Raw genomic sequence first — 18,332 nt, forward strand, 5'->3', positions numbered from 1 at the left:
ATCCACTGCTAGGTGACCGCCGGCATCGCCCGCATCCGCACCGGGATCGACTTGGCTGCGGGGGTGCCGCTGATCCGGTCGTGGTAATCCAGCGGCAGCAACGGGTTCAGTTCGGGGTAGTAGCCGGCCAGCGCGCCGCGCGGCATCGGGTAATCGAGCACGGTCAAGCCTTCGATGCGTCGCTGCACGCCATCACTGCTGATCGTCTCCAGGCTGACCAGCGCCTCCTTCCGCAGCCCGCGCGCCAGCCGGTCCTCGATGTTCATGAACAGCACCATGCGATCGTTGTACACGCCGCGATAGCGATCGTTGTAGCTGTAGATGGTGGTGTTGTACTGATCGTGCGAGCGTACGGTGGCCAGCCGCAGCATGTCGGGGTCGTGAACCGGATCATCCACGTCCAGGCCAGGCATCACCAGGATGTTGGCCTTGCCATTGGGCGTGGGCCAGACGCGGCGACGCGGCGGGATATCCAGATGGAAGCCGTGCGGCTGCTGGATGCGCTGGTTGAAGCCGGTGTAGATCTCCGGGTACACGGCCGCGATCAACTCACGGATGTGTGCGTAGTCGTGCATGCAGCCTGCCCAGTCGACCCTGCTGCGTGGCAGCGTGGCCATCGCCATGCGACAGACGATCTCGACCTCGGGCAACACATCGGGGCTGACCGGCTCGAGTACGCCCCGCGAGTCGGTCACATTGGACATCGCGTCTTCAATGGTGATGAACTGCTCGCCGGTCGGCGTGACGATGCGCTCCGAGCGCGCCACCACCGGCAGGATCAGCGCATCGCGGCCATGAACAAGATGCCCACGGTTGAGCTTGGTAGCGATGCCCACGGTCAGGTCCAGGCCGCGCATTGCCTCGTACGCGCGCGGTGTATCAGGCACCGCATGAATGAAGTTGCCACCCAGGCCGATGAACACCTTGGCACTGCCATCCAGCATCGCCTCGATCGACTCGACCACGTGATGGCCATGCTCGCGTGGCGGGTCGAAGCCGAATACCTGCTGCACGCGGTCCAGGTAGGCCGGCTTCGGCTTTTCATCGATGCCGACAGTGCGGTCGCCCTGCACATTGGAATGGCCCCGGATCGGCCCGATGCCAGCACCGGGCTTGCCGAAGTTGCCACGCAACAACAGAAGGTTGGCGACCTGCTGCAGCAGGCGCGAGCCGTACTGGTGCTGGGTCAGCCCCATGCCGTAGCAGATCACGGTGGCATTGGAGCGGATGTAGATCTCCGCACAGCGACGGATCTGCGCCTGCGAAATGCCGGACACCTGCACGATCTGATCCCAGTCCTGCGCCATCACGTCGTCGCGCAGCGCCTCCAGGCCCACCGTGTGTTCGGCGAGGAATGCATGGTCGAGCACACGCTCACCCTGCGCCTCGCGCTCGAACATCACCTTCATCATGCCCTTGATCAGGGCCAGGTCGCCGCCGATGCGGATGTGCACGAACTCGCTGCTGATCTCTGTCGAACCGAACGTGGCCATCTGCACCACGTCCTGCGGTTCTGCGAAGCGGATCAGCGCGCGCTCGGGCATCGGGTTGACCGCCACGATCGGAATGCCGCGTTTGCGTGCCTCCACCAGGTTGCTCATCATCCGCGGCGAATTGGTGCCGGTGTTCTGGCCAATCACGAAGATGGCCTCGGCGTGATCGAAATCCTGCAGCACGATGGTGCCCTTGCCCACCCCGATGGCCGGCGGCAGCCCGCGGCTGGTCGGCTCGTGGCACATGTTCGAGCAGTCCGGGAAATTATTGGTGCCGAACTCGCGCACGAAGATCGAATACAGGAACGCCGCTTCGTTGGGCGTGCGCCCGGAGGTGTAGAACTCGGCCTGGTGAGGACTGTCCAGTGCCCGCAGGTGACGGCCGATCAGTGCGAAGGCATCGTCCCAGCTGCACGGCACATAGTGATCGGTCGCAGCGTCGTAGCGCATCGGCTCTGTCAGCCGCCCCTGCATCTCCAGCCAGTAGTCGGTCTGCGCCATCAGCTCGGTCACGGTGTGCCGGGCGAACAGCTCACGACCGGCACGGAACTGCGTGGCTTCCCAGGCCAGTGCCTTCGCGCCGTTCTCGCAGAACTCCAGCTTCCTGCGTTCGTCGGCATCGGGGAACGCACAGCTGGGGCACTTGAAGCCACCGGGCTGGTTCATCGCCAGCAGCGCCTTCGACCCCTTGCCGATGACACTCTGCTGCAGCAGCACCTTGGCCGTGGCACCAGCGGCACCCCAGCCTCCGGCCGGCTGGTTGTAGGGCTTGTAGCGCGGCGGTTTCTGCTCGGACATGTTCGGGAACCTGGCGGAAGGAACGCAACAACGAACGGCACAACGCGGTCCGGCGGTGCATTCAGTGGCACGACCAGCCGCACAGTCAAGCACGGCCCGCGGCGCTTCGCCAGAGGGCACAGGCTGTTTTCAGCACAACCTGCCATGGCAACGGTTACAGCCGAGTCTGCGCGCGACCACTGCGCTATCCTCGAAACCGCAGGCGGTGGCCCGCCCGCGTTTCTCCCTTGTCCGGACGCGCTGCATGCCTGATTCGATCCCGCTGCACACCCCGCCTGCCGGCACCGCCCAACGCCCGTTGCAGCGCTGGCGCGGCGGCACGCAACAGCAGCAGGTCGACGTGGTGGCCGAGGAAGTGCCGGTGGCGCTGCGCTACAACGATGCCGCCTTTGCCGTGATGATGGCCACACCCTGTGATCTGGAGGACTTCGCACTCGGATTTTCGCTCAGCGAAGGCCTGATCAGTGCGCCCTCGCAGCTGCTGTCGATCGATATCCACCCACAGCTGGAAGGCATCGAGCTGCAGATGACCGTGGACGAGGCTGCGCCCGGCGCAAACCTCGACCCCGACAAGGGGCGGCTGCTGCCCGGCCGTGGTGGCTGTGGCCTGTGCGGCACGCGCCAGCTGGAAGAAGTGCTGCGCCCACTGCCGCAGATCCGCGAGCGCCGCAGCTATTCCGCCACCGCCCTGCAGCGGGCGTTGGCCAGCCTGGCGCAGCACCAGCCGATGAATGCGGCAAGCGGCTCGATCCACGCCGCGGCCTGGGCCGACGCCAGTGGGCGCATCGGCTGGGTACGCGAGGACGTGGGCCGCCACAATGCACTGGACAAGCTGATCGGTGCCCTGCACCACAATGAACACGCCATCGAAGGCGGCCTGCTGGTGATTTCCAGCCGGGCCAGCTACGAGATGGTCAGCAAGGCAGTGCGCGCCGGCGCCAGCGTGCTGGCGGCGGTGTCCGCGCCGACCGCGCTGGCGATCGATCTGGCCCGCAGCGCCGGCCTGTGCCTGGTCGGGTTCGCGCGGGAAAGCGGGTTCAATGTGTATACCCATCCGGAGCGGCTGCAGGCGCACGACGGCCACGCCCGCTGAGGATGGCCGGGAGCACTGCGTCCCCCGGCCCGGTACACCTCAGCGCAGCGCGACCTTCGGGAAGTCCACCGGCACGTCGAACGCCACGTTGACGTAGTTGGTGAACAGGTTGAGCGCCACATGCGCGAGGATCTCGACGACCTGCTCATCATCGAAGCCAGCCGCGCGCAGCGCCTGCACGTCGCCGTCGGCGATCTGCGCACGCTGCTCGACCACCTTCAACGCGAAGTCGAGCGCCGCCGCAGTGGCCGGGTCGCTGGACTGGCCGATCTGCGCGGCAGCCATCTGCTCGCTGCTGGCGCCGGCCTTGCGGCCCAATGCCGTGTGCGCGGCCAGGCAGTACTCGCAGGCGTTGCGGTTGGCGATGGCCACGGCGATCTGCTCGCCCAGCAGCGGCGACAGGCGACCGCCGCCCAGCGCGCCGAACGAACCCCACATGCTCTGCAGGGCAGCCGGCGAGTTGGCCACGGCGCGGAACATGGCCGGGGTGGCGCCGAAGGCAGCGTGGACCTGGCCCAGCAGGGCCTGGCGGTCGGCGGTGGTGTTGGCGGCATCGATCAGGGGGACACGGGACATGGTGGATCTCCTTGGGAAAGCGCCCGGGATTGGACGACCCGCCCATCCTAGGTAGACTCCCTGGACGTAACATCCTCAATGCGCCACATATGTTGTCCATACGTCCATGAGCATGCGCGCCGCCACCCCTGCGCCAGATCGACTCTCCTCCCTGCTGGAACGCTTCCGGGTGCAGGCGGCCCTGTTCCACAGTGGCCCGCTGTGCGGGCAGCATGTCTTCGAGCCGCAGCCCGGTCGTGCGTTCCTGCACATCCTGCGCCAGGGTGAGATGGAAGTCCGTCATCCTGGGGGCGATAGCACGCTGCCCCGGTTGAAGATCGATACACCCAGCCTCCTGCTGTATCCGCAGCCGCTGCACCATGTGTTCTTCAACGCTCCGCTGGACGGCCCGGATTTCACCTGTGCCACGCTGGATTTCGATGGTGGCGCGCGCAATCCGATCGTGCTGTCGCTGCCACCGGTGATGGTGGTGCCGCTGGCCGCGATCACCGAACTGGATGACACCCTGCAGCTGCTGTTCGCCGAAGCCGATCGCCAGCGCTGCGGGTCACGGCTGCTGACCAACCGCCTGTTCGAGGTGGCGCTGATCCAGATCCTGCGCTGGGTGGTCGACCACCCGGATGCAGCCGGCGTCAGCCACGGGTTGATGCGGGGGCTGTCCGATGCGCGGCTGGCACGCACGCTGGTGGCGATGCACCAGGCACCGCAGGACGAATGGACGCTGCCGCGCATGGCCGCGACCGCCGGCATGTCGCGCAGCGCGTTCGCGGCCGTGTTCAAGGACGTGATGGAGGCAACGCCAGCCAGCTACCTGCTGGACTGGCGGCTGAGCCTGGCCTGCGCGCAGCTGCGGGCAGGCGTGGCGGTCAAGCAGGTGGCGATCGAGGTGGGGTTTGCCGATACCGCCTCGCTGTCGAAGGCGTTCCGCAAGCGATTGGGGGTATCGCCGAGGGCGTGGCTGGCCGCGAGCGCCGCGCAGGCTGGGCAGACGCGCGAGCGGTAGAGTCGACTGTCAGTCGACTAGCGCGCGAAGCGCGGGGTTTTCGTTGTCTGACCGAAGGGCAGTCGACTGACAGTCGACTCTACAAGTGCGGCGATCCGTCAGACTTCGCCAACAGCCCGGCGATGCGCTCGGCAACACGGGCGCGCACGCCTGCATCCAGCTGGCCCTGGTACATCGCCTCGTAGATCCACAGGCCATCGGCAGCCAGCCGCGCCACGAAATTGTCGAGCGCTGCGCTGTCTTCTGCTGTACCCGCCTCCGGCGGCAGCGGTGCCCAGCGACGCACCGCCGGTCCCCACGGGCGCTCTTCGGCGTCCGGGTCGGCCGATTCCAGCATGAACATCAGTTCGGCACGGGTGGCGCTCTGGGCAGACACGCGCACGAAGGTCTGGTAACGCTCCAACGCAGTGGCCTGCTCGGCGGTCTTGCCCAGCAACGCTTCCATCGACGTCTCCCAGGCCTGCACCAGGTGCTCGTCGATGCCGCGCAGCAGCGCCTCGCGCGAAGGGAAGTGGTACAGCAGGCCGCCGCGGGTCAGCTTGGCCTCGGCCGCCACCGACTCGAAGGTCACCGCACGCACGCCGTCACGATTGATCACGTTGACGGCGGCGTCGAGGATGCGGTCGCGCTTGCTGGTTCTCATTACCTCATTTTACGCGATCGGCCGCGCCCTCGCGGCTGCCGACGCGGCCGCGCAGCAGGCGCGCGATGATCGCCGCACCCAGCGCCAGCACCGCCGTGATCACCAGCAGCACGATCTGGTAGCCACGGTCATACGCGGCCGCAGCCAGTGCGAACCACTCGCCCTGCCCGCTCTCGCGCGCGGCATGCAGCGCCTGGGTGAAACCCTCGCGGGCAAGCGCGGGCATATCGGCCGAGACCGGCAGGAACGCGCTGTACATTGCGGCACTCAGGCTGCCCAGCATCGCCACCGCCAGCAGGCCACCGAACTCATAGGACACTTCTTCCACCGACGAGGCCATGCCCGCACGGTGCGCCGGCACGTTGTTGAGGATGGCGGTGGACGCCACCGAGATGGCCGAACCCATACCGAAGCCGGTGATGGCCATGCCAGCCACCACCCAACCAAGGCCATGCGGGAAACCGAACGCCACCACGCCGACGCCCAGCGCACCTCCGGCCAGGCCACCACAGATCAGCGGGCGCAGGCCAACCCGGTGCAGGATGCTGCCGCCGAGCAGCGCACTGGGCAGGCTGCCCAGTGCCGCCACCGACACCAGCAGGCCCGCCTGCAGCGGCGTGAAACCTGCCACCAGCTGGAAGCGCTGCGTGGTGACCAACTGCAGGCCGGCCATCGCGAACAGGGTGAACACCGCCGACAGCGTGCCGGCCAGGAACGCCGGATTACGGAAGATCGCAAAGTCCAGCAGCGGGTACGGCAACTGCTGCTGGCGGCGCGCGAACGCCGCACCGCTGATGACGGCCAACAGCAGCGCGCCTGCACCCAGCGCATACGACGGCGGCGTAGCGATCAGCGACTTGATCGCCAGCACCAGGCCCGACAGTGCAGCCAGAGCCAGCAGCGACGAAACCAGGTCCCATGGCCGCGAGGTGTCGCGCTGGCCTTCCGGTGCCAGCAGCAGCGTGGCCACGAAGGCGACCACCACCACCGGCACGTTGATCAGGAACACCGAGCCCCACCAGAAGTGCCGCAGCAGCCAGCCGCCAATGATCGGGCCGAGCGCCGCACCGACGATGGCCACCGAACCCCAGATCGCGATGGCGATGTTGCGTTCGCGCTCTTCGTGGAAGCTCAGGCCGATCAGCGCCAGCGTGGCCGGCATCATCGCGGCCGCGCCGACCGCCAGGAACGCGCGTGCGGCAATCAGCTGCGCTGCGGTGTCGGCGAACGCCGCCGCCAGCGAGGCCACGCCGAACACCACCAGGCCGATCAGGAACATGCGGCGGTGGCCGATGCGGTCGCCCAGCGTACCCGCACCCAGCAGCAGGCCGGCCATCACCAGCGGATAGGCGTTGATGATCCACAGCGCCTGGCCGGCACTGGCCGAGAGTTCTTCGGTCAGCGTGGGCAGTGCGGTGTAGAGCACGGAGTTGTCGAGCGTGACCAGCAGCAGGCCGGCGGCGACGGTGAACAGCAGTGCCCAGCGACGGGCACGCGACAGGGCCGGAGCACCGGCCAGGGGCTGGGACAAAGCCATGGGAGAACCTGGTGGGGTGGAATACGGCCATAACTATACCGGATGTCCTGTATAGTTATGACCTTCAAAGCCCACCGATTCAGCTTTTGTAGAGGCGGGCTTGCTCGACTGCGCCGCCAGCCAGGCATGGCCTGGCTCTACTGAAGCGGGCCAGGGGTGGCCTGGCACTGTGGGTGGACGCTCACCGGCAGTCTTCGGGCAGCACGGCAACCGCCGACACCACCGCGCTCTGCATGCCCTGCCCCACGGCGGCGTCCAGCTCGCCGCCGATGCCACCGTGCTGGCGCCGCAGTTCGTCCTCGCACAGGCCGCGCACCCGCGCACGGGCATTCGCGCGCAGGCTGCTGCACCGCCAATCGGTACCGCCCAATGGCAACACCGAATACACCACGCTGTTGCAGGCATTGCCGGCACGCTGCTGCAACGGCAGTCCACCAAAATCCCGCGGTTCGCTGCTGCGCTGCGGGTCGAAGTAGCTGTCCGGAAACGTGCGCGCATACTGTTCGATGTCCACGGCCATGCTGCGCCCACCGGCCAACGGCATCTGCAGCGGCTGGCCGCATGGCGTCGCATCGGCGCGATGCTGGATGTACTGGTAGATCGGTCGGTCCAGCGCTGGATCCTGCTGGGTCACCGCACTCACCGCCGCCAGCACCGGCAGTGACGCACGATTGGCCATGCGCGCCAGCAGCCCGGCCTGCGCCGGCTGGCAGCGGTCGCGCAGGGTCGCCGCGAGCAGGAACAGCACGTCGTTGCGGAACGCGGGGTCATCACCCAGGCGCTGTTCGATGCGCTGGCTGGCATCGGACGCCGGTGCCGGAAACGCGACCGCCGGCGGCGCGGTGGGTGCGCGCTGCCGCTGCCACCACACCAGCAGCACAACTGCGCCCAGCAGCACCCCGGCAGCCATGATCCGGCGCCGGCGCATCAGTTGTGGATCGCCGTCAGCGTGGCCGCCGCAGCATCGTAGGACGCGCTGGCGATGTCCGCGTCGAAACGCTTCACCTGCAGGCGGCCGGCAAGCCGGTACGGATCCCACAGATCGCCCAGCGCGATCGGCGTCGCCAGGGTCACGTGGATGATCTGGTTGGGTGGCGGCGGCGGCACGTGGATGCAGGCCCCGTAGAACGGCACGAACAGCAGTTCATCGACCAGGCCGGCATCGTTGGTGCCGAGCGGTACCACGTAACCATCCAGATCCACCACGCGACCATCGACAGCGTCGACCACGCGCGAAGAGCCGAACTGCTTGGCGCGATCCGGGCTGGAATGGTCGATCTCCTGCCCCGGCGGCGTGCCTGAGCCGGTGTCGTCGATCAGCCCGCCCACGCCGTCCATGCCACCGCGTGACAGGCCGATCTGCGGCGGCGGGCGCTGGTAGGTCACTTCGTCGGGCCGCAACGCGTCCCAGCGGTCGATGGGGGCTTCGGCCGTGGCGGAGGGCGCCGGTTTGTCCTGCGGCGTGACCACCACGGCGTCGCCGCCCGGCGCCGTACAGCCTGCCAACCCGACGCACCCCAGTACCAGCAGCAGGCAACTACGGTTCATAGGGCCTCAACTGTGCGTCACGCATGGTGTAGGCCGAACCGGCCAGATCGTCGTCCAACCGTTCGGCACGCAGGGTGCCGGCCAGGAAGAACGGCGAGTACATGTCGGGCATCTCGATCGGGCGCGGCAGCACCACGTGCACGATCTGGTTCGGTGGTGGTGGTGGCACGTGGATGCAGGCGCCGTAGTACGGCACGAACAGGAATTCGGTCAGCCGCCCGTCCTGCGCGTTGGCCAGCGGTACCACGTAGCCCGGCAGGCGCACCGGTCGCTGCAGCACCGTCTCCACCGTACGGAACGTACCGAACTGCGGCATGCGCCGGTTGCCGCTGTGCTCGACCTCCGGGCCCTCGCCCCGCTCCAGCGCGGCCAGTTCGTCCTTGGGCATCATCTGCAACCAGTCCAGCTCCTGCTCCACAGCGCCTGCAGGCTCATCGCGGTCGACGACCGGCGAGGGTGGCAAGGCCTGTACGCCGGTATCCACCGGCCGCTCACAGGCGGCCAGCGCCAGCACCATTGCCGCTACCCGCATCCATCGCATGCTCAGCCTCCCGGTGAAAGGCCATCGGCCAAGGTGCGCCGGTAAGCGAGCAACGCCGGGACCAGCCCGGCTACGGCGCTGATCAGCAGCACGCCCGCAGCCCATGCCAGTTCACGGCCATCCGGCCAGACATGGGTGATCGACAGACCGAAGGTGGCCAGTACCCAGCCGCGCCCGGCAATGCTGGCGACCACCAGCAGCGACAGGGCCAGCACGCTGGCCACCGCACTGGTCGCCACCGCTTCCACCACGAGCAGGCCAGCGATGTAGCCCGGTCGCGCACCGGTGGCACGCAGGATGGCCATCTCGCGCCGCCGCTCCTGCAGGGTGGAGACCAGCAGCGCCACCAGCGAGACCATGCCCAGCAGCACCACCATTGCACTGATCAGCTGCAGGGCTCGCTCGGCGGTGCCCAGCGACTGCCACAGCTGCTGCAGGGTCACGCCGGGCAGGATCGCCAGCATCGCCTCGTCCGGATACTCGTTGATCCTGCGCTGTACCGAGAACGTGGCGATGCGCGAGTTCAGGCCGAGCATGAAGGCGGTGATGCTGGTCGGGGTCAGGTCCAGGTGGCGCGCCTGCTCGGCGCTGACGCTCTGGCTGCGCAGCTGCACGCCCGATCGCCAGTCAACATGGATCGCCTCGATGGCCGGCAGCGAGACCAGCAGCGACGAATCCACCGGCGTGCCGGTGCGCTGCAGGATGCCGGCAACGCGGAACGGCTTGTCGGCATGCGTGGCCAGCGTGACCGCGCCGGTGCCGTGCGCCAGCACGATCTCGTCGCCGAGGCCGACCTTCTGCGCGCGAGCCACCTCCGCGCCGATCACCGCGTCATACAGATCATCGAAGGGCCGCCCCTGTGCAAAGGCCAGCGCGTGGCCGGAACCATAACGATAATGTTCAAAGTAGCCGCCAGTGGTACCCACTACCCGGTAGCCGCGCCAGGAATCGCCCAGCGACAACGGCACCGACCACTTCACCTGCGGCAATGCGGACAGCTCCTGGTAGGACTGCCAGGACACGTTGTTGGTCGGGTCGCCGATATGGAACACCGAATACAGCAGCAGGTTCACCGGTCCCGAACGCGCACCGACGATCAGATCGGTGCCCGATACGGTGCTGGCAAACCCCTCGTGCGCCTGCGTGCGTACACGCTCGACGCCCAGCAGCAGCACCACGCTGAGGGTGATGACCAGCACGGTCAGGCCCACGCTCAACGCGCGGCTGCGCAGGCTGGCCCAGGCAAGCTCAAGCATGGCCGGCACCTGCCTGGTTGATCTCGGACAGTGAAATGGTGCGGTCGAACAACGGCTGCAGGCTGTCGTCATGGCTGACCACCAGCACCGTGGTGCCGGCCGCCTGGCACTGCGCGGACATCAGCTGCAGGAAGGCGGTCGCCGCTTCGCGGTCGAGCGCCGAGGTGGGCTCATCGGCCAGCAGCAACGTCGGACGGCCGATCAGGGCGCGCGCTGCCGCCACGCGTTGTTGCTGGCCAACACTGAGCGTACCCGCCCGCCGCTGCATCAGCTCAGGATTGAGCTGCAGGGCCTGCAGCAGGCGGGCGATCTCGGCATCCAGCGGCCCGCTGATGCGTGCGCTGCGCAGGCGCGAGAAGCGCAGGCCCAGCGCGATGTTGTCGCGCACGGTGAGGAACGGCAGCAGATTGAACTGCTGGAAGATCACGCCCAACTGGTCGGCACGGAAACGATCCCGCGCCGCACCCCCCATGTCCTGCAGTGCGTGGCCGGCCACCTCGACACGGCCCTTGCCGGGCAGCAGCACGCCCGCCAGCAGGCCCAGCAGGGTGCTTTTGCCGCCACCGCTGATGCCGCGCAGCAACACGCTGCTGCCCTGCTCGACCCACAACCGCGGGATGTCCAGCACCAGCCGCGTGCCGTAGCCGAACTGCACGTCTTCCAGCGAGATCACCGGTGCCGCGCTCACGGTGCCAGCACCACGCGCAGGTTGTCGGGCGTCAGCACACTGCGGTTCTGGCCATTGGCGGTTGCACTGTTGACGATGACTTCGTGCAGGCCCGGGAACAGCACGGGCAAGCGCACGACGATCGCCCGCAGCTCGGCAGGTTTGGCACAGTGGTACTGCAGCGTCGCGCTGAAACCTGCGTGCCGGTGCTGTCCCGGCGGCGGCGCGGCGGCCGTCGCGTCGAAGCCCTCCGCATCGGCTTTACTGGTGGCCAGACGGCAGCCCGCAGCGGTGGGCAGGGTGACCCAGCTGCCTCCCTTCAGCACTGTCGTAGCCCGTGCCAGCGCGGCCTGCTCGGCTGCATTGGCCGGCGGCCGCTCGTAATCGAGGATGCCGATGCCGGGGGCCTGAAGGGCGAATTCCAGGGTTTGCTGGTCAAGCGCAACCTCGACGGTCGCCTGGCCATGCACGTGCGGTGCGTGCTGGCGGATGTCATGGGCCTGTGCAGCGCTGGCAGCCAGCAGCAGGAATAGAACAGCAGGAAGCTTCATGGGGGAGTCTCCAATTGTTACTATGTAACATTATGGACCATATCCCCACGACGCCCGCAAGGGCCTTGGCCCAGCCGCCAACTTCGGCACGCTGGCACCCCCGCTTCGATCTTGCCGGTGCCTGGCTGTCCCTGGCCTGCGCCGCCCACTGCATCGCCCTGCCCCTGCTGCTGGCCTTCGTGCCGGCAGCGATGATGGCGCTGCGCTCGTTCCAGCATCCCGGCCATGGCGCGATGACATTGCTGCTGATGATGTCGCGCTGGGAGTGGCTGTTCGCGCTGCTGGCCTCCTCGCTGGCCTTGGCGAGCACCTCGGCCGGGGTGCACCGGCACGGGCGCTGGCAGCCCCTGCGGCTGGCCTGCGCCGGCGCCATCCTGCTGCTGTCGGCCTCTCTGTATCTGCCGCTGAAGGAATCGCTGCTCTGGCATGGCGTAGCGACAGCCAGTGGTGGCGCGCTGCTGGCGTTCGCTCACATCGGCAACCGGCGGGCGCTGCGCAACCGCTAACACCGGCCGCAGGTCGGTTGGAACACGCCATCCACGCATGGCGTGGATCTACCGATGCGCTCGACGCAGCCAACGGTAGTGCCGGCCGCTGGCCGGCAGCTGCGGTGATCCGGCAGGTGGGGAAAGCCGGCCAGCGGCCGGCTCTACCCTTCTCTACTCGTCGAACGGTCGCTGTCCCAGCGTCTGCGTCACGTGGTCGACGAAACACGTGATGCGCGCGGCCAGCGCGGTGTTGCGGTAGTACACCGCATTGATCGGCTGCCGCACCTCCTGCGTCTGCTTGGCCAACAGCTGCACCAGGCGGCCCTCACGCCGATCCTGGCGGGTCAGGAAATCAGACAGGCAGGCGATGCCCAGCCCGGTTACCGCCATCTGCCGCAGTGTCTCGCCACTGGATGAAGCGATCGCCGGCGCGATCACGAAAAGCCCACCATCGGCATCGTGCAGCGGCCATTCGTTCAACGAACTGGGCTGGGTGAAGCCCAGCAGGTCGTGCTCGCGCAACTGCTCCACGCGCGTTGGCGTGCCGCGGCGGCGCAGGTACTCGGGGCTGGCCACCACGCGGATGCGGCTGTGGCCGATCGGCCGCGCATGCAGGGTCGAGTCGCGCAACACACCGATGCGGAACGCCACGTCGGTGCGCTTCTCGATCAGGTCGGTGATGCCCTCGTTGGAATTCAGCTCCAGCTCGACCTGCGGGTAGCGCTCGCGGAAGCCCTCCAGCAACGGCACGATCACGTGCAGCATGAACGGCGTGGCGGCGTCCACGCGCAGGCGCCCGACCGGCTGCAGCCGCCGCGCGGCCATCTGTTCCTCGGCCTCGTCCACCGTGGCCAGGATCGTACGCGCGTACTCCAGGAGCGCCGCGCCTTCCTCGGTCAGCTCCAGCCGCCGCGTGGTCCGCCGCAGCAGCGTGGTCTGCAGCTTGTCCTCCAGCCGCGCCAGGGTGCGGCTGGTGGCGGAGATGGTCAGCTCCAGCGCCTCGGCCGCCGCCGTGATCGAACCACTGTCGACCACGGCCACGAAGGCCTTCAGCTCATCCAGGGTGGTTTTCATTTTTTACCTCGGCGCAAAAGCGTTTCCTGTATACACAGCTTAATCAACAAATGTAAAGCGCCCACACTTCGCCCTGTCCCGAGCCCACCGGCTCTCAACGAAGTCCCTGGAGTCCATCATGAGCCTTCCTTCCTTTGGCGTCGGCACCTTCCGCCTGACCGGCCAGACCGTCATCGACTCGGTGCGCAACGCCCTTGAGGTCGGCTACCGTGCGATCGATACCGCGCAGATCTATGGCAACGAAGCCGAAGTCGGCCAGGCCATCGCCGAATCCGGCGTCCCACGCGACCAGCTGTTCCTGACCACCAAGATCTGGGTGGACAACTACGCCGCCGACAAGCTGATCCCAAGCCTGCGCGACAGCCTGGCGAAGCTGCGCACCGACCATGTCGACCTGCTGCTGATCCACTGGCCGGCGCCGGGCAATGGCGTTGAACTGCGCGAATACATGACCGCGCTGGCCGACGCCAAGACGCTGGGCCTGACCCGCCAGATCGGTGTGTCCAACTTCAACATCGAGCTGACCCGGCAGGCCATCGAGGTGGTCGGTGCCGGCGAGATCGCCACCAACCAGATCGAACTGAGCCCCTACCTGCAGAACCCGGCACTGACCACCTTCCTGCAGGAACAAGGCATCACCGTCACCTCCTACATGACCCTGGCCTACGGCAAGGTGCTGAAGGACCCGGTGCTGGCCGCCATCGCCGACAAGCACCAGGCCACCGTGGCCCAGGTCGCGCTGGCGTGGGCCCTGCAGCGGGGTTACTCGGTCATCCCGTCCTCGACCAAGCGCGAGAACTTGGCCAGCAACCTGCTCGCCCAGGACCTGCGCCTGGATGCCGATGACATGGCTGCGATCGCCGCGCTTGACCGCAACGGCCGCGAAGTCGATCCGCCGGGCCTGGCCCCGGCCTGGGACTGAGGCGCCTCGCCATGGGTAGTGCGTTGACGCGGCTGCAGGCCGGTGGCTTCAGCATCGGCGTCGAAGCACCGCTGGACAATGACTGGACGCCGCTGGGCGAACAGGCACGACGCGCCGCGCGACGCCTGCCCGGCGAACCGGACCTGCAGCGCCATGCGGAACTGGCACGGCTAGCCGACCGCCTCGGCTTCCGTGCGCTGTGGGTACGCGACGTGCCCGTGTACGACCCGGCCTTCGGCGATGCGGCGCAGGTATTCGAGGTGTTCAGTTACCTCGGCTACCTGGCCGGCATCACCGAGCACATCCTGCTGGGTACCGGTGCGGTGGTGCTGCCGATCCGCGAGCCGTTGCTGACCCTGAAGTCAGCGCGCAGCGTGCAGCGGCTGAGCGGAGACCGCCTGCTGCTGGGCGTAGCCAGTGGCGACCGCCCGGTGGAGTACCCGCTGTTCGGCCGCGACTTCGACAGCCGTGGCAACCGCTTCCGCGAGCACATCGCAATGCTGCGCGAAGGCGCCGCCGCGCACCTGCCGCAGGGCCTGGACGTGCTGCCCGCGGATGGCCCGGCCCTGCCGCTGTTCGTGGCCGGCCTGGCCCAGCAGCAACCGGCGTGGATCGGCCAGCACATGGATGGCTGCCTGGCCTACCCGGGCACGCCACAGGACCATGCGCAGCGCGTGGCGGCCTGGCGCGCCGTGGCCGGCAACAAGCCGTATGCCAGCTTCATCCACCTGGACCTGGTGGCCGATGCTGATGCCCCCTTGCAGCGCTGGCGCTTCGGCCTGCGTGGCGGCCGCAACGCCCTTTTGGCCGAGCTGCACGCCATGCAGGCAGCCGGTGTCGACCACATCGGCCTGCAGTTCCGCCGCAATGAACGGCCGTTGGCCGAAACCTTCCACGAAATCGCCGAGTACGTGCTGCCGCACTTCCCGGCCCATGCCCGCGCCGCCGCGACGGTCTGACAGTTACCGGAGCTTTGCCATGAAGATGAAGACTCTGGCCGCGCTTGCGCTGGCCACCCTGCCGCTGTCCTTCCAGGCCACCGCCGAGGACTGGTATCCCTCCGCCTACGGCGCCGACGACGAGATCGGCGCGGCCAACCTGCTGACCGCCGACGTGGTCAAGCACGCGGTCTCGCTGGTCAGGACCGGCAAGACCTATCCGCTGGCGGTGCCGGTGGACAAGAACCTGCCCGCGTTCCGCCACCGCAGCTTCCGCCTGTACAACGTTCAGGTCGGCCAGCAGGCCGGCAAATCGCTGGGCCCCAACAGGTTCACCTTCAACGATGAACTGGTGAACGCCTGGACCGGCGTTGGCACCCAGCTCAACGGTATCGGCCATATCGGCATCGACAACGTCTACTACAACGGCAACAAGGCCGCCGACTTCGTCACCGTGGACGGTGTGCGCAAGCTCGGCGTCGAGAAGGTGCCGCCAATGGTCACCCGCGGCGTCGTGCTGGACATGACCGCGTACTACGGCAAGGCGATCGTGCCCGGTGGCACCGAGTTCACCGTGGCCGACATCCAGGCCGTGCTGAAGAAGCAGGGCCTGAGCCTGCGCAAGGGCGACGTGGTGCTGTTCAACACCGGCTGGCTGGAACTGATCGGCAAGGACGACAAACAGTTCCTGGAAGTGGAACCGGGCATCGGCATGCAGGCGGCGAAGTGGCTGGCCGACCAGGGCGTCGTCGCCTTCGGTGGCGACACCTGGGCCTCGGAGGTCTACCCGAACCCGAACGGTGCCGAGGAGTTCCCGATCAACCAGTACATGCTGGCCAAGCGCGGCATCTACAACCTGGAGCTGATCGACAGCCGTGCGCTGGTGCGCGACAAGGCCTGGGAATTCCTGTTCGTGCTCGGCCAGCCGCTGTACGTCGGCTCGACCCAGGTCAACATAAACCCGGTGGCGATCCGATGAACGCGGCGTCCACCCTGCCACTGTTCGCCGGCCGCCGCTTCCGCGTCCGCTATGACGGCCTGGCTGCCGACAATGTCTACAGCGCCGATGGCCGCCACGTGCAGTACGCCATCATCTCCGGCACCTATGCCGGTGCGCAGGGCGAAGCCGCCTGCGAGTGGCAGCAGATCAGCGAAGGGATCTATGCCATTTCGTGGCAGGAAGCCGATGGCGCTACGGTCGTGCATGTCGATGACTTCGCGTGCGGGCATTCGCTGGCCTGGTTCACCGCCACCGATGGCAGTTTCCATCGCATGCAGGGGCCGCTGCACGCGCTGTGATGCCGGCCAGCGGCCGGCACTACCCCCTGCGGTCGGACAGCTTCGCGTGCCGCTCCGGTAGTGCCGGCCGCTGGCCGGCAACCCCGGTCTGCTCGAACACCCCGGCCACCCAGTCGATGAACACCCGCAAGCGCGGCGACGGCGTGCGGTTGCGCGGGTAGACCAGGCTCAACGGGCTTGGGGTCGGCGGCGCGTCCGGCAACAGCTCCACCAGCTGCCCGCGCGCGATATACGGGTCCATCCGGTAGCGCGGCGCCTGGATGATGCCCAGGCCCGCCAGCGCGGCGCCGAGGAACGCATCCGCACCGGACACACGCACCCGCGCCGGCAGCGGCACGTAGCGTACCTGCCCGCCCTGCTGGAACTCCAGCGGAATCAGCTGGCCGGTGGCGCTGGAGCGATAGCCCACCATTTCATGGCCGCCCAGCAGGGACGCGATGCTGCCGGGCACACCCTTGTCCTGCAGGTAACCCGGCGCGGCCACCGTGACCTCGCGCAGCATCGCCAACCGGCGCGCCGCCAGATCGCTATCGGCCAGCGTCCCCACCCGCAACGCCGCATCCACGCCTTCGCGCAGCAGGTCGACATAGCGGTCGCCTTCGCTGACGTCCAGTTCGATCTCCGGGTAGCGCTGCAGGAAGTCCGGCAGCTGCGGAAACAGCAGGTGCCGGCCCAGCGTGCCGTGCACTTCAATGCGCAAGGGGCCGCGCGGCGGCGCGTCACGGAAGGCGGCCTCGGCATCGTCCATGTCGGCGATCAGGCGCAGGCAACGGCCATAGAAGGCCTCGCCTTCCAACGTCGGCACCACCAGCCGCGTGGTCCTGTGCAGCAGGCGCGCGCCCAGCCGCTGTTCCAGCGCCTTGATCGCGTCGGTCACCGTGGCCCGCGGCAGGCCGAGGTCCTCGGAGGCCCGGGTGAAGCTGCGGCGCTCGACGATACGGACGAAGGCGCGCATGGCCGTAAAGCGGTCCATTGTTCGGCTATCCGGATGATGTTGGCGGATTATGCAGGATTATCCGAACGTGCGATGGCGCGAACATGGCCCTGCGCCGCTCCGGCGCGCCCCAGTGGAAGCCACCATGACCCTCTCCCCCGCCCGCTCTGTCGCTCTGGTCACCGGCGGCTCCCGTGGCATCGGCGCGGCCATCTCCCGCCGCCTGGCCGCCGATGGCCACGCGGTCGCGATCAACTATGCGGGCCGCTGCGACGACGCCGAAGCCTTGGCGGCCGAACTCAACGCAGCCGGCGCGCAGGCCATCGCGCTGCAGGCCGATGTGGCCGATCCGCAGGCGGTCTACCAGCTGTTCAACGCCATCGAGGCCCGTTTCGGCGGCATCGACGTGGTGGTCAACAGCGCCGGCATATTGCAGCTGGCGCCGCTCGCCGACACCGACGACGCCCTGTTCGAGCGGGTGATCGGCATCAACCTCAAGGGCGCCTTCAACGTGCTGCGCGAAAGCGCGCGACGGGTGCGCGACGGCGGGCGCATCGTCACGCTGTCCACCAGCGTGGTCGGGACCCGGCTGGAGGACTACAGTGTGTATGCGGCCAGCAAGTCGGCGGTGGAGACCATGGGCGCGATCCTCAGCAAGGAGCTGCGCGGGCGCAACATCACCGTGAACGCCGTGGCGCCGGGCCCGACCGCCACCGATCTGTTCCTGGATGGGAAATCGCCCGAGCTGATCGAGCGGTTGGCGAAGATGAACCCCCTGGAGCGGCTGGGTACGCCGGAGGACATCGCCGGTGCGGTGGCGTTCCTGGTTGGTGCCGATGGCGGGTGGATCAACGGCCAGGTGCTGCGCGCCAATGGCGGGATGGTGTAGTCCGCACAGGTGGCATCCACGCATGGCGCGACGCCCTTGTAGAGCCGAGCCCATGCTCGGCGGCTCTTCGCGCAAAGGCCAG

The 18,332-nt window shown here is 67.9% G+C and carries 20 protein-coding genes; 8 read left to right on the top strand and 12 right to left on the bottom strand.

Annotation, left to right across the window (positions count from 1 at the left end):
• Positions 1–8: 8 nt before the first annotated feature.
• A complete protein-coding gene (locus AC5P7R_RS04220; protein WP_021202321.1) occupies positions 9–2,291 on the bottom strand; it encodes an FdhF/YdeP family oxidoreductase in 2,283 nt (760 codons plus the stop codon).
• Between the two features lie 244 nt (positions 2,292–2,535).
• Between AC5P7R_RS04220 and fdhD the strand changes: the two genes are divergently transcribed.
• Entirely contained in the window at positions 2,536–3,384 is an 849-nt protein-coding gene (gene fdhD, locus AC5P7R_RS04225) for a formate dehydrogenase accessory sulfurtransferase FdhD (RefSeq protein ID WP_021202320.1), read from the top strand.
• 39 nt (positions 3,385–3,423) lie between these two features.
• Here fdhD and AC5P7R_RS04230 read toward each other — a convergent pair whose 3' ends face one another.
• Positions 3,424–3,960 carry a carboxymuconolactone decarboxylase family protein gene (locus AC5P7R_RS04230; protein WP_019659816.1) on the bottom strand — a complete coding sequence of 179 codons (537 nt, stop codon included), beginning with the start codon at positions 3,958–3,960 and terminating at the stop codon, positions 3,424–3,426.
• A gap of 106 nt (positions 3,961–4,066) precedes the next feature.
• Here AC5P7R_RS04230 and AC5P7R_RS04235 point away from each other — a divergent pair, with 106 nt between their 5' ends.
• Positions 4,067–4,963: an AraC family transcriptional regulator gene (locus AC5P7R_RS04235; RefSeq protein ID WP_227854200.1), complete on the top strand. Its 897-nt coding sequence runs from the start codon at positions 4,067–4,069 to the stop codon at positions 4,961–4,963.
• 79 nt (positions 4,964–5,042) lie between these two features.
• Here the strand turns inward: AC5P7R_RS04235 and AC5P7R_RS04240 are convergent, their stop codons facing one another.
• From AC5P7R_RS04240 to AC5P7R_RS04275, 8 genes are all read right to left on the bottom strand, one after another.
• Positions 5,043–5,606, bottom strand: coding sequence for a TetR/AcrR family transcriptional regulator (locus AC5P7R_RS04240; RefSeq protein ID WP_111101893.1), 564 nt, complete (start codon positions 5,604–5,606; stop codon positions 5,043–5,045).
• A 4-nt stretch (positions 5,607–5,610) separates the two neighbouring features.
• The gene (locus AC5P7R_RS04245) at positions 5,611–7,143 is read right to left on the bottom strand and encodes an MFS transporter (RefSeq protein WP_134735464.1); all 1,533 of its coding nucleotides are present in this window, start codon (positions 7,141–7,143) and stop codon (positions 5,611–5,613) included.
• Between the two features lie 181 nt (positions 7,144–7,324).
• The gene (locus tag AC5P7R_RS04250; protein WP_111098513.1) at positions 7,325–8,071 is read right to left on the bottom strand and encodes a hypothetical protein; all 747 of its coding nucleotides are present in this window, start codon (positions 8,069–8,071) and stop codon (positions 7,325–7,327) included.
• Positions 8,071–8,691: a DUF3299 domain-containing protein gene (locus AC5P7R_RS04255; RefSeq protein WP_206621575.1), complete on the bottom strand. Its 621-nt coding sequence runs from the start codon at positions 8,689–8,691 to the stop codon at positions 8,071–8,073. The genes AC5P7R_RS04250 and AC5P7R_RS04255 overlap by 1 nt, the downstream gene beginning before the upstream one ends.
• Positions 8,681–9,232 (bottom strand): DUF3299 domain-containing protein, encoded by a 552-nt coding sequence (locus AC5P7R_RS04260; RefSeq protein WP_021202315.1) that lies wholly within the window; start codon positions 9,230–9,232, stop codon positions 8,681–8,683. The genes AC5P7R_RS04255 and AC5P7R_RS04260 overlap by 11 nt, the downstream gene beginning before the upstream one ends.
• Before the next feature lie 2 nt (positions 9,233–9,234).
• On the bottom strand, positions 9,235–10,488 hold the full coding sequence (locus AC5P7R_RS04265; RefSeq protein WP_010485431.1) for an ABC transporter permease: 1,254 nt from the start codon (positions 10,486–10,488) through the stop codon (positions 9,235–9,237).
• Positions 10,481–11,176 (bottom strand): ATP-binding cassette domain-containing protein, encoded by a 696-nt coding sequence (locus tag AC5P7R_RS04270; RefSeq protein WP_111101887.1) that lies wholly within the window; start codon positions 11,174–11,176, stop codon positions 10,481–10,483. Before AC5P7R_RS04270 ends, AC5P7R_RS04265 begins: the two co-directional genes overlap by 8 nt.
• A complete protein-coding gene (locus AC5P7R_RS04275; RefSeq protein ID WP_111101886.1) occupies positions 11,173–11,706 on the bottom strand; it encodes a ZrgA family zinc uptake protein in 534 nt (177 codons plus the stop codon). Before AC5P7R_RS04275 ends, AC5P7R_RS04270 begins: the two co-directional genes overlap by 4 nt.
• 32 nt (positions 11,707–11,738) lie before the next feature.
• On the opposite strand from AC5P7R_RS04275, the gene AC5P7R_RS04280 reads away from it, so the two are divergent.
• Positions 11,739–12,212 (top strand): MerC domain-containing protein, encoded by a 474-nt coding sequence (locus tag AC5P7R_RS04280; protein ID WP_021202312.1) that lies wholly within the window; start codon positions 11,739–11,741, stop codon positions 12,210–12,212.
• 153 nt (positions 12,213–12,365) lie between these two features.
• Here the strand turns inward: AC5P7R_RS04280 and AC5P7R_RS04285 are convergent, their stop codons facing one another.
• Positions 12,366–13,268, bottom strand: coding sequence for a LysR substrate-binding domain-containing protein (locus AC5P7R_RS04285; RefSeq protein WP_021202311.1), 903 nt, complete (start codon positions 13,266–13,268; stop codon positions 12,366–12,368).
• Between the two features lie 118 nt (positions 13,269–13,386).
• On the opposite strand from AC5P7R_RS04285, the gene dkgB reads away from it, so the two are divergent.
• Genes dkgB through AC5P7R_RS04305 form a run of 4 tightly spaced genes read left to right on the top strand, consistent with a single transcriptional unit; the run spans position 13,387 to position 16,427 of the window.
• Positions 13,387–14,190 carry a 2,5-didehydrogluconate reductase DkgB gene (gene dkgB / locus AC5P7R_RS04290; RefSeq protein WP_227854203.1) on the top strand — a complete coding sequence of 268 codons (804 nt, stop codon included), beginning with the start codon at positions 13,387–13,389 and terminating at the stop codon, positions 14,188–14,190.
• An 11-nt stretch (positions 14,191–14,201) separates the two neighbouring features.
• Positions 14,202–15,149 carry a TIGR03571 family LLM class oxidoreductase gene (locus tag AC5P7R_RS04295; RefSeq protein ID WP_288041632.1) on the top strand — a complete coding sequence of 316 codons (948 nt, stop codon included), beginning with the start codon at positions 14,202–14,204 and terminating at the stop codon, positions 15,147–15,149.
• Between the two features lie 19 nt (positions 15,150–15,168).
• On the top strand, positions 15,169–16,107 hold the full coding sequence (locus AC5P7R_RS04300) for a cyclase family protein (protein WP_021202308.1): 939 nt from the start codon (positions 15,169–15,171) through the stop codon (positions 16,105–16,107).
• Positions 16,104–16,427 (top strand): MoaF-related domain-containing protein, encoded by a 324-nt coding sequence (locus tag AC5P7R_RS04305; RefSeq protein WP_021202307.1) that lies wholly within the window; start codon positions 16,104–16,106, stop codon positions 16,425–16,427. Before AC5P7R_RS04300 ends, AC5P7R_RS04305 begins: the two co-directional genes overlap by 4 nt.
• 19 nt (positions 16,428–16,446) lie before the next feature.
• On the opposite strand, the gene AC5P7R_RS04310 is transcribed toward AC5P7R_RS04305, so the two are convergent.
• Positions 16,447–17,400 (bottom strand): LysR family transcriptional regulator, encoded by a 954-nt coding sequence (locus AC5P7R_RS04310; protein WP_021202306.1) that lies wholly within the window; start codon positions 17,398–17,400, stop codon positions 16,447–16,449.
• Between the two features lie 106 nt (positions 17,401–17,506).
• Here AC5P7R_RS04310 and AC5P7R_RS04315 point away from each other — a divergent pair, with 106 nt between their 5' ends.
• Entirely contained in the window at positions 17,507–18,250 is a 744-nt protein-coding gene (locus tag AC5P7R_RS04315) for an SDR family oxidoreductase (protein ID WP_227854205.1), read from the top strand.
• The last annotated feature ends 82 nt before the right edge of the window (positions 18,251–18,332 follow it).

This window comes from Stenotrophomonas sp. YJH_SMC_27 (assembly GCF_059369815.1).

What these genes read in the sequence shown, in the direction of transcription:
- AC5P7R_RS04265 (WP_010485431.1), bottom strand. Translation starts at nt 10,488, where the DNA reads ATGCTTGAGCTTGCCTGGGCCAGCCTGCGCAGCCGCGCGTTGAGCGTG.
- AC5P7R_RS04260 (WP_021202315.1), bottom strand. Translation starts at nt 9,232, where the DNA reads ATGCGATGGATGCGGGTAGCGGCAATGGTGCTGGCGCTGGCCGCCTGT.
- AC5P7R_RS04305 (WP_021202307.1), top strand. Translation starts at nt 16,104, where the DNA reads ATGAACGCGGCGTCCACCCTGCCACTGTTCGCCGGCCGCCGCTTCCGC.
- AC5P7R_RS04275 (WP_111101886.1), bottom strand. Translation starts at nt 11,706, where the DNA reads ATGAAGCTTCCTGCTGTTCTATTCCTGCTGCTGGCTGCCAGCGCTGCA.
- AC5P7R_RS04235 (WP_227854200.1), top strand. Translation starts at nt 4,067, where the DNA reads ATGAGCATGCGCGCCGCCACCCCTGCGCCAGATCGACTCTCCTCCCTG.
- dkgB (WP_227854203.1), top strand. Translation starts at nt 13,387, where the DNA reads ATGAGCCTTCCTTCCTTTGGCGTCGGCACCTTCCGCCTGACCGGCCAG.
- AC5P7R_RS04245 (WP_134735464.1), bottom strand. Translation starts at nt 7,143, where the DNA reads ATGGCTTTGTCCCAGCCCCTGGCCGGTGCTCCGGCCCTGTCGCGTGCC.
- AC5P7R_RS04230 (WP_019659816.1), bottom strand. Translation starts at nt 3,960, where the DNA reads ATGTCCCGTGTCCCCCTGATCGATGCCGCCAACACCACCGCCGACCGC.
- AC5P7R_RS04310 (WP_021202306.1), bottom strand. Translation starts at nt 17,400, where the DNA reads ATGGACCGCTTTACGGCCATGCGCGCCTTCGTCCGTATCGTCGAGCGC.
- AC5P7R_RS04300 (WP_021202308.1), top strand. Translation starts at nt 15,169, where the DNA reads ATGAAGATGAAGACTCTGGCCGCGCTTGCGCTGGCCACCCTGCCGCTG.
- AC5P7R_RS04255 (WP_206621575.1), bottom strand. Translation starts at nt 8,691, where the DNA reads ATGAACCGTAGTTGCCTGCTGCTGGTACTGGGGTGCGTCGGGTTGGCA.
- AC5P7R_RS04280 (WP_021202312.1), top strand. Translation starts at nt 11,739, where the DNA reads ATGGACCATATCCCCACGACGCCCGCAAGGGCCTTGGCCCAGCCGCCA.
- AC5P7R_RS04295 (WP_288041632.1), top strand. Translation starts at nt 14,202, where the DNA reads ATGGGTAGTGCGTTGACGCGGCTGCAGGCCGGTGGCTTCAGCATCGGC.
- AC5P7R_RS04285 (WP_021202311.1), bottom strand. Translation starts at nt 13,268, where the DNA reads ATGAAAACCACCCTGGATGAGCTGAAGGCCTTCGTGGCCGTGGTCGAC.
- fdhD (WP_021202320.1), top strand. Translation starts at nt 2,536, where the DNA reads ATGCCTGATTCGATCCCGCTGCACACCCCGCCTGCCGGCACCGCCCAA.
- AC5P7R_RS04250 (WP_111098513.1), bottom strand. Translation starts at nt 8,071, where the DNA reads ATGCGCCGGCGCCGGATCATGGCTGCCGGGGTGCTGCTGGGCGCAGTT.
- AC5P7R_RS04240 (WP_111101893.1), bottom strand. Translation starts at nt 5,606, where the DNA reads ATGAGAACCAGCAAGCGCGACCGCATCCTCGACGCCGCCGTCAACGTG.
- AC5P7R_RS04220 (WP_021202321.1), bottom strand. Translation starts at nt 2,291, where the DNA reads ATGTCCGAGCAGAAACCGCCGCGCTACAAGCCCTACAACCAGCCGGCC.
- AC5P7R_RS04315 (WP_227854205.1), top strand. Translation starts at nt 17,507, where the DNA reads ATGACCCTCTCCCCCGCCCGCTCTGTCGCTCTGGTCACCGGCGGCTCC.